Below are 16,307 nucleotides of genomic sequence, written 5' to 3'. Positions count from 1 at the left end.
CCCGTCATACGGCCGCTTCGGGCCGCGTACGCCTGCACATACGCGAAGACCCCGGCCTCAGCGTTTTCGCTGGTGACGGGGTCTTTGGGCACCTCATATTGGGTGCCCCCGGCAGGATTCGAACCTGCGCACACGGCTCCGGAGGCCGTTGCTCTATCCCCTGAGCTACGGGGGCGTGTCGGCTGCGGAGCTCTTCGCTTGCGGCGACGGGTAGAACACTATCAGGTCGGGCGGGGTGATCAGGAACCCGTTTCGGGGGTGTGGGACGGGGTGGGTGCACGGGGTGCCGGGACGGGTCCCCTGTACGGGGTGGAAGTGGGGAAAACCCGGACGCGGTGGCCGGTCCGGACCTACTCTCGACTTGTGCCAGGCGCCTCGGGTCGGGTGCTTGTTGTGGACGACAACAAGGTCATCCGGCAGCTGATCAGGGTCAATCTCGAGCTGGAAGGGCTCGAGGTCGTGACCGCGGCCGACGGTGCCGAGTGTCTGGATGTGGTCCACCAGGTGCGGCCCGATGTCGTGACGCTCGATGTCGTCATGCCCCGGCTGGACGGCCTGCGCACCGCCGCCCGGCTCCGCGCCGACCCCCGTACGCACCATCTGCCCCTCGCCATCATCAGCGCCTGCACGCAGTACGAGGTCGACTCCGGCCTCGACGTCGGCGTGGACGCCTTTCTCGCCAAACCCTTCGAGCCCGCCGAACTCGTACGCCTCGTCAAGCAGCTGATCGAGCGCGGGGGCGGGGACGAGGGGGGAGACGGGCGGGCGGGAGGAGAGGGGGGACACCTCGGAGGGGACGGCAGCGGCGGCGAAGACGGGGACGGTGGGGCGGGTGGAGGCGCCGGTGACGGGAGAGTTCCGGGGGGCTTGGGCGACGGGGTCTCCGATGGTGTGCCGGGCGGGATTTCGTCCGGTGGGTAGCGAGTCGGGGACCGGGTGGGAGTCCGGGGGTGGGCCGAGGGCCGTCCCACAGTAAGAACCGCCTCGCCTGCCCACCCCCTTCCTCCCCTACGCTTGTCCCGTGACCCCCGTCGAGTTGTCCCGCACCGTGCTGCACGCGGTGCGTCGTGCCGTTGATGACGGGGAGCTGAGTGTGACCGTGCCCGAGCGGGTGGTGGTGACCGAGCCGGGGCCCGGGGGGTGCGGGGACTTCGCCACGAATGTCGCTCTGCAGCTCGCGCGCCCGGCAGGGCAGCCCCCGCTGCGGGTCGCCGAGATTCTGCGGCCCCGGCTCATCGGTGCCGACGGCATCCGGGACGTCGTCGTGACCGGGCCGGGGTTCCTCAACATCAGCCTCGATGCGCAGACCGACCTCGTCACCGGGCTCGTCCGGGAGATCCGGGCCCGTGGTGCCGCGTACGGGCATGGTGACGCCCTCGCGGGGCAGGTCGTCGCGCTCCGGGTGCCGTACGAGGTGCGGGCCGAGGTCGTCGCGGACGCCGTCGTACGGATCGTGGCCACGCAGGGCGGACGGGCCACCGTGGAGCACGGTGAGCCCGTCACTCTGCGGCCCGTGCCCGCACCGGAGGATCCCGCGCCGCTGGGCCACGACGCCTCCCAGTGGGCCCTGCTGCATCCCGCCCCGCACGACCGGCCCCGGATCACCGCCGATCATCTGGTCCAGCGGGAGAGCAATCCGCTGTTCCGGGTGCGGTACGCCCACGCCCGCATCCGGTCCCTCAGCCGCAACGCCGCCCGCCTGGGCTTCGCCGCCGAACCCGGATCGCTCGACTCCGGCCCGGCCGTCGACACCGACCAGGCCCCCGACAGGGTCCCGTCTCCCGACAGCGGCCCGCTGGACGCCTCCCCTGTCCACACCGGCTCCGTCGAAACCGGTCTCCCCCTCACCGGCCCGGTCGACACCGGCCTGCCCGACTCCGGCCCGGCCCCCATCGGCCTGCCCCTCGCCGGCCCGCTCGACATCCGCTCCGTCGGCCCGCTCGACCCCGCCCCGCTCGCGGCGCCGCTCGCCGCCGGCCCCCTCACCGCCCGCTGGGCCCCCGACACCGCCACCCCCGCCCTCACCACCCCCCGCGACCTCCTCACCGCCCTCACCGATCACCCCCGCATCCTCGCCGCGGCCGCCACCCACCGTGCCCCGGACCGGCTTGCCCGGCATCTCGTCACCGTCGCCGATGCCGTGCTGCCCTTCCTGCCCTCCGTGCTTCCCTGCGGCGAGGAGAAACCCTCGGCCGCCCACCGCGCCCGGCTCGCTCTCGCCGAAGCCGCCGGGACGGTGCTGGCCGGCGGCCTTTCCCTGCTCGGCATCGACGCACCCGAACACCTCTGAGGGCCCCAGAGCATTCAGCGCCCCGGAGAGAGACAGAGAGTCTGAGAGCCACCGTCATGAGTCGTTCCGCCCACCCCGCCGGGCCCCGTCACGCCGACGTCCTGCCCGAGGGGCACTACGCCGCGCCGCCCGCCGACCTCAACGTCCTCGACCACAAGGTCTGGGCCCAGACCGTCGGGCGCAACGCCGACGGGGTCGCCACCGTCGGCGGCATCGATGTGAAGACCCTTGCCGAGGAACACGGCACGCCCGCGTACATCCTCGACGAGGCCGACTTCCGGGCACGCGCGCGTGCGTGGCGTACGGCCTTCGGGGCCGACGCCGATGTGTTCTACGCCGGGAAGGCGTTCCTGTCCCGCGCCGTCGTGCGGTGGCTGAACGAGGAGGGGCTCAACCTCGACGTGTGCTCCGGGGGCGAGCTGGCCACCGCTCTGTCCGCCGGCATGCCGGCCGAGCGCATCGCCTTCCACGGCAACAACAAGTCCCAGGACGAGATCCGTCGCGCCATCGAGGCCGGGGTCGGGCGGATCGTGCTCGACTCCTTCCAGGAGATCGTCCGTGTCGCCCACATCGCGCAGTCCCTGGGCAGGCGGCAGAAGGTCCAGATCCGGATCACCGTCGGGGTGGAGGCGCACACACACGAGTTCATCGCCACCGCTCATGAGGACCAGAAGTTCGGGATTCCGCTGGCGGGAGGGCAGGCCGCGGAGGCGGTACGGCGGGCGCTGCAGCTCGACGGGCTCGAACTGATCGGGATCCACTCCCACATCGGGTCGCAGATCTTCGACATGTCCGGCTTCGAGGTCGCCGCCCATCGCGTGGTCGGGCTGCTGAAGGACATCCGCGACGAGCACGGGGTCGAGCTGCCCGAGATCGACCTGGGCGGTGGGCTCGGGATCGCCTACACGAGCGACGACGACCCGCGTGAGCCGCATGAGATCGCCAAGGCGCTCACCGAGATCGTCACGCGCGAGTGCGAGGCCGCCAGGCTGCGCACCCCGCGCATCTCCGTGGAACCCGGGCGCGCCATCGTCGGGCCGACCGCCTTCACGCTCTACGAGGTCGGCACCGTCAAGCCGTTGGACGGTCTGCGGACGTATGTGTCCGTCGACGGCGGCATGTCCGACAACATCCGCACCGCCCTGTACGACGCCGAGTACAGCGTCGCCCTCGTGTCCCGGACCTCCGGTGCCGAGCCCATGCTCGCCCGCGTGGTCGGCAAGCACTGCGAGAGCGGGGACATCGTGGTCAAGGACGCGTTCCTGCCGGCCGACCTGGCGCCGGGGGATCTCATCGCCGTACCGGCCACCGGTGCGTACTGCCGGTCGATGGCCAGCAACTACAACCACGTGCTGCGGCCGCCCGTCGTCGCGGTGAAGGACGGCGAGGCCCGGGTGATCGTCCGGCGTGAGACGGAGGAGGACCTCCTGCGTCTCGACGTCGGCTAGTCCCGACAGGGGGTCCGGGAAGATCTCCGGTCTTCCCGGCCCGTACAAATGAAATACATGTCTCAGGATCCGGACGAAGGGTAGAAACTCCCGTCCGGTGAGTGAGACTGGTGCAACCGTAGACGGTATGAGGAAACGAGGTCGGATGATGCGTACGCGTCCGCTGAAGGTGGCGCTGCTGGGCTGTGGGGTTGTCGGCTCAGAGGTGGCGCGCATCATGACGACGCACGCCGACGACCTCACGGCCAGGATCGGTGCGCCCGTGGAGCTCGCGGGCGTGGCCGTACGGCGCCCCGGCAAGGTGCGCGAGGGCATCGACCCGGCCCTCGTCACCACCGACGCCACCGCCCTCGTCAAACGCGGGGACATCGATGTGGTGGTCGAGGTGATCGGCGGGATCGAGCCGGCCCGGACCCTCATCACCGCCGCCTTCGAGCACGGCGCCTCCGTCGTCTCCGCCAACAAGGCCCTGCTCGCCCAGGACGGGGCCGCGCTGCACGCCGCGGCGGTGGAGCACGACAAGGACCTCTACTACGAGGCCGCCGTGGCCGGCGCCATCCCGCTGATCCGCCCGCTGCGCGAGTCCCTCGCCGGTGACAAGATCAACCGGGTGATGGGGATCGTCAACGGCACGACCAACTTCATCCTGGACAAGATGGACTCCACGGGGGCCGGGTACCAGGAGGCGCTCGACGAGGCCACCGCCCTCGGATACGCGGAGGCCGACCCGACCGCCGACGTCGAGGGCTTCGACGCCGCCGCCAAGGCCGCCATCCTCGCCGGAATCGCCTTCCACACGCGCGTGCGCCTCGACGACGTCTACCGCGAGGGGATGACCGAGGTCACCGCCGCCGACTTCCGCTCGGCCAAGGAGATGGGCTGCACCATCAAGCTGCTCGCCATCTGTGAGCGGGCGGCGGACGGCGGCTCCGTCACCGCGCGCGTGCATCCCGCCATGATCCCGCTGAGCCACCCGCTCGCCTCCGTGCGCGGCGCGTACAACGCCGTGTTCGTGGAGTCCGACGCGGCCGGCCAGCTCATGTTCTACGGCCCCGGCGCCGGCGGTGCTCCGACCGCCTCCGCCGTGCTCGGCGACCTCGTCGCCGTCTGCCGCAACCGGCTCAACGGCGCAACGGGGCCCGGTGAGTCGGCGTACGCAGCCCTGCCCGTCTCGCCCATGGGCGAGGTCGTCACGCGCTACCACATCAGCCTCGACGTCGCGGACAAACCGGGTGTTCTCGCCCAGGTCGCGACCGTGTTCGCCGAGCACGGGGTGTCGATCGATACCGTGCGCCAGCAGGGCAAGGACGGCGAGGCCTCCCTCGTCGTCGTCACCCACCGCGCGTCCGACGCCTCCCTCACCGGGACCGTCGAGGCGCTGCGCAAGCTCGACACCGTGCGGGGTGTCGCCAGCATCATGCGGGTTGAAGGAGAGTAACCAGCAATGACCCACCAGTGGCGCGGAATCATCGAGGAGTACCGGGACCGGCTGCCGGTATCCGACACCACGCCGGTCGTGACGCTCCGCGAGGGCGGCACGCCCCTCGTGCCCGCGCAGGTGCTCTCCGAGCGCACGGGCTGTGAGGTCCACCTGAAGGTGGAGGGGGCCAACCCCACCGGTTCCTTCAAGGACCGCGGCATGACCATGGCCATCTCGAAGGCCAAGGAGGAGGGGGCCAAGGCCGTCATCTGTGCCTCCACCGGCAACACGTCGGCCTCCGCCGCCGCCTACGCCGTGCGGGCCGGCATGGTTTCGGCCGTTCTCGTCCCGCAGGGCAAGATCGCCCTCGGCAAGATGGGCCAGGCCCTCGTGCACGGCGCGAAGATCCTCCAGGTCGACGGCAACTTCGACGACTGCCTCACCCTCGCGCGCTCGCTGAGCGAGAACTACCCGGTGGCGCTGGTCAATTCGGTCAATCCGGTGCGTATCGAGGGCCAGAAGACGGCCTCCTTCGAGATCGTGGACATGCTCGGCGACGCGCCCGACATCCACGTCCTGCCGGTGGGCAACGCGGGCAACATCACCGCCTACTGGAAGGGCTACAAGGAGTACGCCGCCGACGGGATCGCCGCGAAGACCCCGCGCATGTGGGGCTTCCAGGCCTCCGGCAGTGCGCCGATCGTGCGCGGCGAGGTGGTCAAGGACCCGTCGACCATCGCCACCGCCATCCGCATCGGCAACCCCGCCTCCTGGCAGTACGCGCTGCAGGCGCGCGACGAGTCGGGCGGCGCCATCGACGAGGTGACGGACCGTGAAATCCTGCGCGCCTACCGCCTGTTGGCCGCGCAGGAGGGCGTCTTCGTGGAGCCCGCCTCCGCCGCCTCCGTGGCCGGTCTGCTGAAGGCCGCCGAGCAGGGCAGGGTCGACCCGGGCCAGACGATCGTGTGCACGGTCACCGGCAACGGTCTGAAGGACCCCGACTGGGCCGTCGCCGGCGCCCCGCAGCCGGTCACCGTCCCGGTCGACGCGTCCGCCGCGGCGGAGCGCCTGGGCCTCGCCTGAGCGTCACCCGAGGGACGCTCGAGCCTCGCCCGAGCGGCGCTTGAGCGTCCCGCACCGGTCCCGTGCCGGCCCCGCACCGGTCGCGTACCGGGGTTTTCCCCGGCAGGGGTGCACGGGGGGCTTATGACACGCATCGTGCGCCTCCTGTGCGCCCTATGTCGCCACAGAACCTTCCTTCGATAGGCTGTACCGAACCCGCCCGTCGCATATGCCTGGCACATGGCCGCGCATATGGGCGACGCCGCGCCGTCTGCGCGGCCACAGGGTCTTCACGTACGTATCGAATGTCTTCGACAGTCACGCAGCTCAAGGAGAGTCAACGAGCGATGGCCGGTCCAGCGTTCCGCGCCGCCGCCGTCCGGGTGCGCGTTCCCGCCACCAGCGCCAATCTCGGCCCGGGCTTCGACGCCCTCGGCCTCGCGCTGGGGCTCTACGACGACGTGGTCGTCCGGGTGGCCGACTCCGGGCTGCACATCGACATCGCGGGGGAGGGCAGCGAGACCCTTCCGCGTGACGAGTCTCACCTTCTCGTCCGCTCCCTGCGCACCGCCTTCGATCTGCTGGGCGGGCAGCCCCGCGGCCTGGAGATCGTCTGCGCCAACCGCATTCCGCACGGCCGTGGCCTCGGCTCCTCCTCCGCCGCCATCTGCGCCGGCATCGTCGCCGCCCGCGCGGTGACCATAGGCGGCGAGGCCCGTCTGGACGACGCGGCCCTGCTGGAGCTGGCCACCGAGATCGAGGGCCATCCGGACAACGTGGCCCCGTGTCTGCTCGGCGGATTCACGATCGCCTGGATGGAGTCGGGCGCCGCCCGGGCGATCAGGCTGGAGCCCAGCGATTCCATCGTTCCGGTGGTTTTCGTGCCCGGAAAGCCGGTCCTGACCGCGACCGCGCGCGGCCTGCTGCCGCGCACCGTGCCGCACGTCGACGCCGCCGCCAACGCGGGCCGTGCCGCCCTGCTGGTCGAGGCCCTCACCCGGCGCCCCGAGCTGCTGCTGGCCGCCACCGAGGACCGCCTCCACCAGGAGTACCGCGCCCCGGCCATGCCGGAGAGCGCCGCGCTGGTGGAGCGGCTGCGCGCCGACGGCATCCCGGCCGTCATCTCGGGCGCCGGCCCCACCGTCATGGCGCTGGCCCACCCCGAGAGCGCCGACAAGGTGGCCCACCTCGCGGGTGCGGGCTGGGCCGCGAACCGGCTGGACCTCGATGTCCAGGGAGCGAGCGTGCTGCCGCTTGCGCCCTGACACACGGTTGCCGGATTTGGAGAGGGGGAATGTTTGTTGGATCCGGTAGTGTTAACCTCAAGTCTGCACCCGACCCCACCATGGCGAGGTGCCTCGTGTCCCAGTCCGGGACAGACATTCTTCCGGGAGCCCCCCACGCCACTCCGTGTTCCGTACGCCGTACCTGGGCAGTACGTCGTATGCGGGCACTGAGCGGGCCGCCGGGCACGCTCCGGAACAGGTGCTACCACGCCACGTGACACTGGGTGCCACGACTCGCGGAAGCGCCATCACCGCACATTTCCTCCGCCGCTTTTGGCGGACCACCGCCCCGGCACGGTTCACGGAAGACAGGACCGTAGTCGGACAGCACAACCGGTCGCCGAGCCAGACAGGCCGACGTCCGCTCCAGGGAAGGACCCTTCGTGAGCGACACCACCGATCTGATGGGCGCACGTGTCGAGGAGACCGCTGCCGCGCCCGCCACGGACGCCTCCGCGCCTGCCACCGGTGCCGGCTCCCGGCGGCGCCGCGGTACCGGCCTCGAGGGCATGGTGCTGGCCGAGCTGCAGCAGGTCGCCTCGGGCCTCGGCATCAGGGGCACCGCGCGGATGCGCAAGAGCCAGCTGATCGAGGTCATCAAGGAGGCGCAGGCCGCCGGGGGCGCCGCCCCCAAGGCCGAGGCCGCCACCGAGACCAAGCCGAAGCGCCGCGCCACCTCCAAGGCCCGCACCGGCGAGTCCGCCGAGAACGGCGAGAGCGCGGCGAAGAAGGCGGAGGCCAAGACCGCGGCCCCCGCCGAGAAGGCCGTGGCCCAGCAGCAGATCGAGATCCCCGGCCAGCCGGCCTCCGACGACGCCCCGACCGAGCGCCGTCGCCGCCGCGCCACCGCCGAGGCCGGCGCCCCCGCCCCGAGCAGCGCCGAGACCGTCGCCGCCGAGGCCAAGGCGGAGCCCAAGGCCGAGACGCCCGCCCAGCAGCCGCAGGCGCAGGGCGAGGCCGGTGACGGCGAGGGCCGTGGCCGCCGTGACCGCCGTGAGCGCGGCCGGGACCGGGACCGGGACCGCCGCGGCAAGGGCGACGACCAGCAGGGCGGCCAGCAGCGTCAGCCGCAGGGCCAGCAGCAGGGCGGCCGCCAGGACCGCCAGCAGGACGACGACGACTTCGAGGGCGGCCGCCGGGGCCGTCGCGGCCGCTACCGCGACCGCCGGGGCCGCCGTGGCCGCGACGAGATCGCCGAGCCGCAGCTCGCCGAGGACGACGTCCTGATCCCCGTCGCGGGCATTCTGGACATCCTCGACAACTACGCCTTCATCCGGACCTCCGGCTACCTGCCGGGCCCGAACGACGTGTACGTCTCCCTCGCCCAGGTCCGCAAGAACGGCCTGCGCAAGGGTGACCACATCACCGGCGCGGTCCGCCAGCCCAAGGAAGGCGAGCGCCGCGAGAAGTTCAACGCGCTGGTCCGCCTCGACTCCGTCAACGGCATGGCGCCCGAACACGGCCGTGGCCGCCCGGAGTTCAACAAGCTGACCCCGCTCTACCCGCAGGACCGCCTCCGCCTGGAGACGGACCCGGGCGTGCTCACCACCCGCATCATCGACCTGGTCTCGCCGATCGGTAAGGGCCAGCGCGGCCTGATCGTGGCCCCGCCGAAGACCGGCAAGACCATGATCATGCAGGCGATCGCCAACGCGATCACGCACAACAACCCCGAGTGCCACCTGATGGTCGTCCTCGTCGACGAGCGTCCGGAAGAGGTCACCGACATGCAGCGGTCGGTCAAGGGCGAGGTCATCTCCTCGACCTTCGACCGCCCGGCCGAGGACCACACCACGGTCGCCGAACTGGCCATCGAGCGCGCCAAGCGCCTGGTGGAGCTGGGCCACGACGTGGTCGTGCTGCTCGACTCGATCACCCGTCTGGGCCGCGCCTACAACCTGGCCGCGCCGGCCTCCGGCCGCATCCTGTCCGGTGGTGTCGACTCCACCGCGCTGTACCCGCCGAAGCGGTTCTTCGGTGCGGCGCGCAACATCGAGGACGGCGGTTCGCTGACCATCCTGGCCACGGCGCTCGTGGACACCGGATCCCGCATGGACGAGGTGATCTTCGAGGAGTTCAAGGGCACGGGCAACATGGAGCTGAAGCTCGACCGCAAGCTCGCGGACAAGCGGATCTTCCCGGCCGTGGACGTGGACGCCTCCGGTACCCGTAAGGAAGAGATCCTGCTCGGGGCCGAGGAGCTGGGCATCGTCTGGAAGCTCCGCCGTGTGCTGCACGCGCTCGACCAGCAGCAGGCGATCGAGCTGCTGCTCGACAAGATGAAGCAGACCAAGTCGAACGTCGAGTTCCTGATGCAGATTCAGAAGACGACGCCGACGCCCGGCAACGGCGACTAGTCGGCAGAGACCGGGTAGAAGGAAGGCCGCCCCCCGTCAGCAAGTGACGGGGGGCGGCCGCCTTTTGGCACTGAAGGGTACGGGAGCGCATCACGCGCGCCTTCTTCCTCATCTCTCCCGCGCCGACCGTCAGGCCACCGACAAGGACTTGACGAAGGCCTCGAAGACCAAGGACATCATCGGTGGCACCACCACGAGCATCACCTCGGCCCCGTGGATGGCCCAGCTCTGGTCGAAGATCCTCACCGCCGCGCACTGCGTCAAGGGCTTCGACTGGCACGCGAACGGCGCCGTCCTCACCGGCACCGACCAGCTGCCCACCACCGGCACCACCGACCTGCACGGCGGCACGGTCAGCGGCGTGTGGCGCCAGTGGAACCACCCGTCGTACGACGCGACGACCATCGACGACGACATCGCCGTACTGGCCCTGCCCAGCCCGATCAGGGCCACCCCGATCCGCAGGACGACGTCGACCGACACGGCGTCCTACGCGGCCGGCACGAGCGCCAAGGTCTACGGCTGGGGCCGCACCAGCTCCACCAGCGACGTCATCGCGCAGACGCTGAGGACGGCGACCCTGCCGATCCAGTCCGACAGCACCTGCTCCGGCGCCTACGGCAGCGACTTCGTCGCGGGCCACATGGTCCGCGCGGGCAACCCCGCGACCGGCAGCGACTCCGGCACCACCGCCACCTGCAACGGTGACTCCGGCGGCCCGCTGATCGTGAACAACCGCATCGTCGGCATCGTCTCCTGGGGCAGCTTCTCGGGCTGCAACACGATCCTGCAGACGGACCTGGACCGGGACGGCTACCAGGACTTCGTGCTGCGCCGCAGCAGCGACGGGGCGGTCTTCTGGCTGCACTACGTCCCGGCCACCCAGAGCTGGAGCAAGAAGGAGATCGCCGGCAACTGGTCCACCCGGAAGTTCACCGTCGCCCCCGGCGACGTCACCGGTGACTACCTGCCCGACCTGCTCTCGGTCGACTCCTCCGGCATCCTGTGGGTCTACCCGGGCAGGGGCGACGGCACCTTCGCCGCCCGCGTCGAGGTCGGCTCCGGCTGGGGCCAGTACAACTCCCTGCGCGGCCACGGGGACTTCGACGGCGACGGCAAGGCCGACCTGATCGCCCACCGGAGCGGCACCGACGACGTGTACCTGTACCGGGGCACCGGCAAGGCGACCAGCGAGATCTTTGCCACAAGGATCTCGGTCGGCACCGGTTTCCAGGCGTACGACATCTGGGGCTGAAACCGCAGGTGAGCAAGGATCACCGCCCGTGACCCGACCACGCAGAGTGCCCATCGCCGCACGCGGTGGGCATTTTGCGTTGTGCAACCCTTGCCCGAGTTTCTCCGTCTGCCCTTACGGGGCGACGATGGAGCGGTACCGACCGCGCCTGACCCTGAAAGCAGGGGGTAACCGACCGACGAGACCTAGGAGCGATGTGTCCGCCGAGAGCACGCCGGAGCCCGCCATAACCGCGCCGGATGAGACCGGCCCCCGAAGCGGTGGCAAGGGCCGCCGCCGCAAGGCCCGCAGCAGGAGCCGTAAGGCCCTGCTGGTCACGGCCTGGACGGCAGCCGGTGTGGTCGTGCTGGGCGGGGCCGGCGCCGGATACCTCTACTTCAAGCTCAACGGCAACATCCGAAGCGTCGACATCGACCAGGCCCTCGGCAACGACCGGCCCTCGAAGGTCGACAACGGCTCCGAGAACATCCTGGTCCTCGGCTCGGACACCCGCTCCGGCTCCAACAAGCAGCTCGGCGGCGGCACCGACGACGGCAGCGCCCGTTCCGACACGGCGATGATCGTCCACGTCTACCAGGGCCACAGGAAGGCAAGCGTGGTCTCCGTCCCGCGGGACACCCTGATCGACCGCCCGGCCTGCACCGACACCAAGGGCACCACGCACCCGGCGGCGTCCGGCGTGATGTTCAACGAGGCCTACGGCACCGGTGGCGCGGCCTGCGCGGTGAAGACCGTCGAGTCCCTCACCGGCATCCGCATGGACCACTACCTTGAGGTCGACTTCGCGGGCTTCCAGAAGCTCATCGACGACCTCGGCGGCGTACCGGTCACCACGACGAAGAACATCGACGACCCGCAGAGCCACCTCACCCTGCAGGCCGGCACCCACACCCTGGACGGCCGCCAGGCCCTCGGCCTGGTCCGCACCCGGCACGGCGTGGGCGACGGCTCGGACCTGGGCCGCATCCAGCTCCAGCAGGCCTTCGTCAAGGCACTGATCAACCAGGTCGAGCAGGTCGGCGTCTTCAGCAACCCGAAGAAGCTCTACGACCTCGCCGACACCGCCACCAAGACGGTCACCACCGACTCCGACCTCGGCTCGGTCAACTCCCTGATCGACTTCGCGGACGGTCTCAAGGGCATCGGCGCCAAGAACATGACCATGATCACCATGCCGGTCCAGTACGACCCGTCCAACCCCAACCGCGTGCTCATGGAGAAGCAGAAGGCCCAGCTGGTGTGGGACGCGCTGAGGAACGACCGGCAGATCCCGAAGTCGGCCACGGCGGGCACGGCCACCGGTGAGGCCAAGGGCGTGGTGAGGTAGCCGACGCCCCACCCGCTCACCCGCCGGAATAGAACGAGCGCACCCCCGGTTTGGGTGGATGGCCCCAGTCCTGGCAGACTGGTACGTCGGCTCCGGTTCACGCTCCCGCACCCCGCGGCGGCGACCCGGCGCCCTCCCGAAACCTAGGAGACACCTTGAAGCGCGACATCCACCCCGCGTACGTCGAGACGCAGGTCAGCTGCACCTGTGGCGCGTCGTTCACCACCCGTAGCACCATCGAGTCCGGCACCATCCGGGCCGAGGTCTGCTCCGAGTGCCACCCGTTCTACACGGGCAAGCAGAAGATCCTCGACACCGGTGGCCGTGTGGCCCGCTTCGAGGCCCGCTTCGGCAAGGCTGCCGCCGGCTCCAAGAAGTAGCGAGCCCCATATCGCCGGTCCACGGTCACGCCCTCGCGGGGGTGTGCCCGGGACCGGCGTTTTTGGTCGCCCGCCCTTCCCTTCACCGCAGTACAGGAGCCCAAGATGTTCGAGGCCGTCGACGAACTCGTCGCCGAACACGCCGATCTGGAGAAGAAGCTCGCCGACCCGTCGGTCCACGCCGACCAGGCGAACGCGCGCAAGCTGAACAAGCGCTACGCCGAGCTGACCCCGATCGTCGCCACGTACCGCTCCTGGAAGCAGGCCGGCGACGACATGGAGACCGCGCGCGAGCTCGCCGCCGACGACCCCGACTTCGCCGCCGAGGTCAAGGAGCTGGACAAGCAGCGCGAGGAGCTCACCGAGCGCCTGCGCTTCCTGCTGATCCCGCGCGACCCGAGTGACGACAAGGACGTCATCCTGGAGATCAAGGCGGGCGCGGGCGGCGACGAGTCCGCGCTCTTCGCCGGCGACCTGCTGCGCATGTACCTGCGCTACGCCGAGCGCGTCGGCTGGAAGACCGAGATCATCGACGCCACCGAGTCCGAGCTGGGCGGCTACAAGGACGTCCAGGTCGCGGTGAAGTCCCGCGGTCAGCTCGAACCCGGCCAGGGCGTGTGGGCCCGGCTGAAGTACGAGGGCGGCGTGCACCGCGTGCAGCGCGTGCCGGCCACCGAGTCCCAGGGCCGTATCCACACCTCCGCCGCCGGTGTCCTCGTGACCCCCGAGGCCGAGGAGGTGGACGTGGAGATCAACCCGAACGACCTCCGCATCGACGTCTACCGGTCCTCCGGTCCGGGCGGCCAGTCCGTGAACACCACCGACTCCGCGGTGCGCATCACGCACCTCCCGACCGGGGTCGTCGCCTCCTGCCAGAACGAGAAGAGCCAGCTGCAGAACAAGGAGCAGGCGCTGCGTATCCTGCGCTCCAGGCTGCTCGCCATGGCGCAGGAGGAGGCCGAGCGGGAGGCCGCCGACGCCCGCCGCAGCCAGGTCCGCACGGTCGACCGCTCCGAGAAGATCCGCACCTACAACTTCCCGGAGAACCGCATCTCCGACCACCGCGTCGGCTTCAAGGCGTACAACCTGGACCAGGTCCTGGACGGCGACCTCGACGCGGTGATCCAGGCCTGCGTCGACGCCGACTCGGCGGCGAAGCTGGCAGCCGCGTAAGACACCCACGCACGAGCACGACACGGAGGACTTGCGTGAACCTGCTGCTCGCGGAGGTGGCCCAGGCCACCCAGCGGCTGGCCGACGCCGGCGTGCCCTCGCCGCGTACCGACGCGGAGGAGCTCGCCGCGTTCGTGCACGGCGTCAAGCGCGGCGAACTGCACTCCGTGAAGGACTCGGACTTCGACGCCCGGTACTGGGAGGTCATCGCCCGGCGCGAACAGCGCGAGCCGCTGCAGCACATCACCGGGCGCGCCTACTTCCGCTACCTGGAGCTGCAGGTGGGGCCGGGCGTCTTCGTGCCCCGGCCGGAGACCGAGTCCGTGGTCGGCTGGGCCATAGACGCGGTGCGCGCCATGGACGTGGTCGAGCCGTGCATCGTCGACCTGTGCACCGGCTCCGGCGCCATCGCGCTCGCCCTCGCCCAGGAGGTCCCGCGCTCGCGCGTGCACGCCGTGGAGCTGTCCGAGGACGCCCTGGTGTGGACGCGGAAGAACGTGGCCGGGTCCAGGGTCGACCTGCGGCAGGGCGACGCCCTGACGGCCTTCCCCGACCTCGACGGGCAGGTCGACCTCGTGATCTCCAACCCGCCGTACATCCCGCTCACGGAGTGGGAGTACGTGGCTCCCGAGGCCCGTGACTACGACCCCGAGCTGGCGCTGTTCTCCGGTGAGGACGGCCTCGACCTGATCCGGGGCATCGAACGCACCGCACACCGTCTCCTGCGCCCCGGCGGGGTCGTCGTGATCGAGCACGCCGACACCCAGGGCGGCCAGGTGCCGTGGATCTTCACCGAGGAGCGGGGCTGGGCCGACGCGGCCGACCACCCCGACCTCAACAACCGCCCCCGGTTCGCCACCGCCCGCAAGGCGCTGCCGTGAGCACCACCCCCATGACTTCGATTTCGCAGTACGTGTACGAGGAGGCCCGCTAAATGGCACGGCGATACGACACCAACGACGCGACCGACCGCGCGACGGGTCTGCGCGAGGCCGCGTCCGCCGTCCGCCGGGGCGAGCTGGTGGTGCTGCCGACCGACACGGTGTACGGCATCGGCGCCGACGCGTTCTCCTCCGAGGCCGTCGCCGACCTGCTCGCCGCCAAGGGCCGGGGCCGCAACATGCCCACCCCTGTCCTCATCGGTTCCCCGAACACGCTGCACGGCCTCGTCACGGACTTCTCCGAGCTCGCCTGGGAGCTGGTCGACGCGTTCTGGCCGGGCGCCCTGACCCTCGTCGCCAAGCACCAGCCGTCCCTGCAGTGGGACCTCGGCGACACCCGCGGCACGGTGGCCGTCCGCATGCCGTTGCACCCGGTCGCGATCGAGCTGCTCACCGAGGTCGGTCCCATGGCCGTCTCCTCCGCCAACCTCACCGGCCACCCGGCGCCGGAGAACTGCGACGCCGCGCAGGAGATGCTCGGCGACTCCGTCTCCGTCTACCTCGACGGCGGTCCCACCCCGGCCAATGTGCCGTCGTCCATCGTGGACGTCTCCGGCCCGGTGCCGGTGCTGCTGCGCGAGGGCGCGATCTCCCCGGAGGAGCTGCGCAAGGTCGTACCCGACCTCGAGGTGGCGAATTGACGGCCCCTGAAGCGGGGCGTGGCATAGGCGTCGGGGAGCGTGTCGCGGAGGAGACGACGACGTTCGGCTTCCCCCACGACACCTTCCGCATCCTCCACGTCAGCACCGGCAACGTGTGCCGCTCGCCCATCACCGAGCGGCTGACCCGCCATTTCGTGGCGGAGCGGCTCGGCGTGCTCGGCGGCGGTCTGATCGTGGAGAGTGCCGGCACCTGGGGCCACGAGGGCGCGCCGATGGAGGCCAACGCGGAGACCGTGCTGGCCGAGTTCGGCGCGGACGCCTCCGGCTTCTTCGGCCGGGAGCTGCTGGACGAGCACGTGATCAGGGCCGACCTCGTGCTCACCGCCACCCGCGACCACCGCGCCCAGGTCATCTCCATGGGCCATTCGGCGGGCCTGCGCACCTTCACCCTGAAGGAGTTCACCCGGCTCGTCCGGGCGATAGATCCGGCCACCCTGCCGCCCCTGGACGACGGCGTGGTCATGCGCGCCCGCGCCCTGGTGCGTGCGGCGGCGGCGCTGCGCGGGTGGCTGCTCGCGCCCACGGCGGAGGCGGACGAGGTCCACGACCCGTACGGGGCGCCCCTGCCGTTCTTCCGGTCGGTCGGGGACGAGATACACCAGGCGCTGGATCCGGTGGTGACGGCGCTGACGGGGGTTCCCGCGCGGACCTGAGCACCCCCAAGGGGCCGCAATACCGGGCATCCAGGGCATCTCGGGCCTACATT

The 16,307-nt window shown here is 70.9% G+C and carries 13 protein-coding genes, 1 tRNA gene and 1 pseudogene; 14 read left to right on the top strand and 1 reads right to left on the bottom strand.

The annotated features are described in order from the left end of the window. Positions 1-103: 103 nt before the first annotated feature. Positions 104-175, bottom strand: a tRNA-Arg gene (locus ACFYZB_RS14205). Between the two features lie 140 nt (positions 176-315). Between ACFYZB_RS14205 and ACFYZB_RS14200 the strand changes: the two genes are divergently transcribed. From ACFYZB_RS14200 to ACFYZB_RS14135, 14 genes and pseudogenes are all read left to right on the top strand, one after another. After that, the gene (locus ACFYZB_RS14200) at positions 316-921 is read left to right on the top strand and encodes a response regulator (protein WP_388758203.1); all 606 of its coding nucleotides are present in this window, start codon (positions 316-318) and stop codon (positions 919-921) included. Between the two features lie 100 nt (positions 922-1,021). Then, positions 1,022-2,290, top strand: a complete 1,269-nt coding sequence (nrtL, locus tag ACFYZB_RS14195) for an ArgS-related anticodon-binding protein NrtL (protein ID WP_388758201.1) — start codon at positions 1,022-1,024, stop codon at positions 2,288-2,290. Positions 2,291-2,346: 56 nt separating this feature from the next. Continuing rightward, positions 2,347-3,738, top strand: a complete 1,392-nt coding sequence (lysA, locus tag ACFYZB_RS14190) for a diaminopimelate decarboxylase (protein WP_388758199.1) — start codon at positions 2,347-2,349, stop codon at positions 3,736-3,738. A 145-nt stretch (positions 3,739-3,883) separates the two neighbouring features. Further along, the gene (locus ACFYZB_RS14185) at positions 3,884-5,176 is read left to right on the top strand and encodes a homoserine dehydrogenase (protein WP_351215695.1); all 1,293 of its coding nucleotides are present in this window, start codon (positions 3,884-3,886) and stop codon (positions 5,174-5,176) included. A 6-nt stretch (positions 5,177-5,182) separates the two neighbouring features. Beyond that, a complete protein-coding gene (gene thrC, locus ACFYZB_RS14180; RefSeq protein WP_351215693.1) occupies positions 5,183-6,241 on the top strand; it encodes a threonine synthase in 1,059 nt (352 codons plus the stop codon). A gap of 326 nt (positions 6,242-6,567) precedes the next feature. Further along, entirely contained in the window at positions 6,568-7,485 is a 918-nt protein-coding gene (gene thrB, locus ACFYZB_RS14175; RefSeq protein ID WP_388758196.1) for a homoserine kinase, read from the top strand. Positions 7,486-7,889: 404 nt separating this feature from the next. Further along, positions 7,890-9,863, top strand: a complete 1,974-nt coding sequence (rho, locus tag ACFYZB_RS14170) for a transcription termination factor Rho (RefSeq protein ID WP_388758194.1) — start codon at positions 7,890-7,892, stop codon at positions 9,861-9,863. Positions 9,864-10,005: 142 nt separating this feature from the next. Then, positions 10,006-11,118: pseudogene (locus ACFYZB_RS14165) on the top strand (trypsin-like serine protease); the annotation flags it as partial. A gap of 196 nt (positions 11,119-11,314) precedes the next feature. Continuing rightward, positions 11,315-12,445, top strand: a complete 1,131-nt coding sequence (locus ACFYZB_RS14160; protein WP_388758192.1) for an LCP family protein — start codon at positions 11,315-11,317, stop codon at positions 12,443-12,445. Between the two features lie 155 nt (positions 12,446-12,600). Next, positions 12,601-12,825 carry a 50S ribosomal protein L31 gene (gene rpmE / locus ACFYZB_RS14155; protein WP_014675000.1) on the top strand — a complete coding sequence of 75 codons (225 nt, stop codon included), beginning with the start codon at positions 12,601-12,603 and terminating at the stop codon, positions 12,823-12,825. Between the two features lie 105 nt (positions 12,826-12,930). Further along, positions 12,931-13,998 carry a peptide chain release factor 1 gene (gene prfA, locus ACFYZB_RS14150; protein ID WP_388758190.1) on the top strand — a complete coding sequence of 356 codons (1,068 nt, stop codon included), beginning with the start codon at positions 12,931-12,933 and terminating at the stop codon, positions 13,996-13,998. 35 nt (positions 13,999-14,033) lie between these two features. Continuing rightward, complete coding sequence (gene prmC / locus ACFYZB_RS14145; protein ID WP_351215683.1) at positions 14,034-14,879, top strand: peptide chain release factor N(5)-glutamine methyltransferase; 846 nt, start codon at positions 14,034-14,036, stop codon at positions 14,877-14,879. 53 nt (positions 14,880-14,932) lie between these two features. Further along, positions 14,933-15,580: an L-threonylcarbamoyladenylate synthase gene (locus ACFYZB_RS14140; protein ID WP_153546521.1), complete on the top strand. Its 648-nt coding sequence runs from the start codon at positions 14,933-14,935 to the stop codon at positions 15,578-15,580. Beyond that, on the top strand, positions 15,577-16,254 hold the full coding sequence (locus ACFYZB_RS14135) for a protein-tyrosine-phosphatase (protein ID WP_351215681.1): 678 nt from the start codon (positions 15,577-15,579) through the stop codon (positions 16,252-16,254). Before ACFYZB_RS14140 ends, ACFYZB_RS14135 begins: the two co-directional genes overlap by 4 nt. Positions 16,255-16,307: the final 53 nt, after the last annotated feature.

It is taken from the genome of Streptomyces sp. NPDC001852, from assembly GCF_042891825.1.
In the GTDB taxonomy this organism is placed as follows: Bacteria; Actinomycetota; Actinomycetes; order Streptomycetales; family Streptomycetaceae; genus Streptomyces.
Note: the sequence above shows the minus strand (reverse complement) of the source record. Positions and strands in the feature narration are given on the sequence as shown.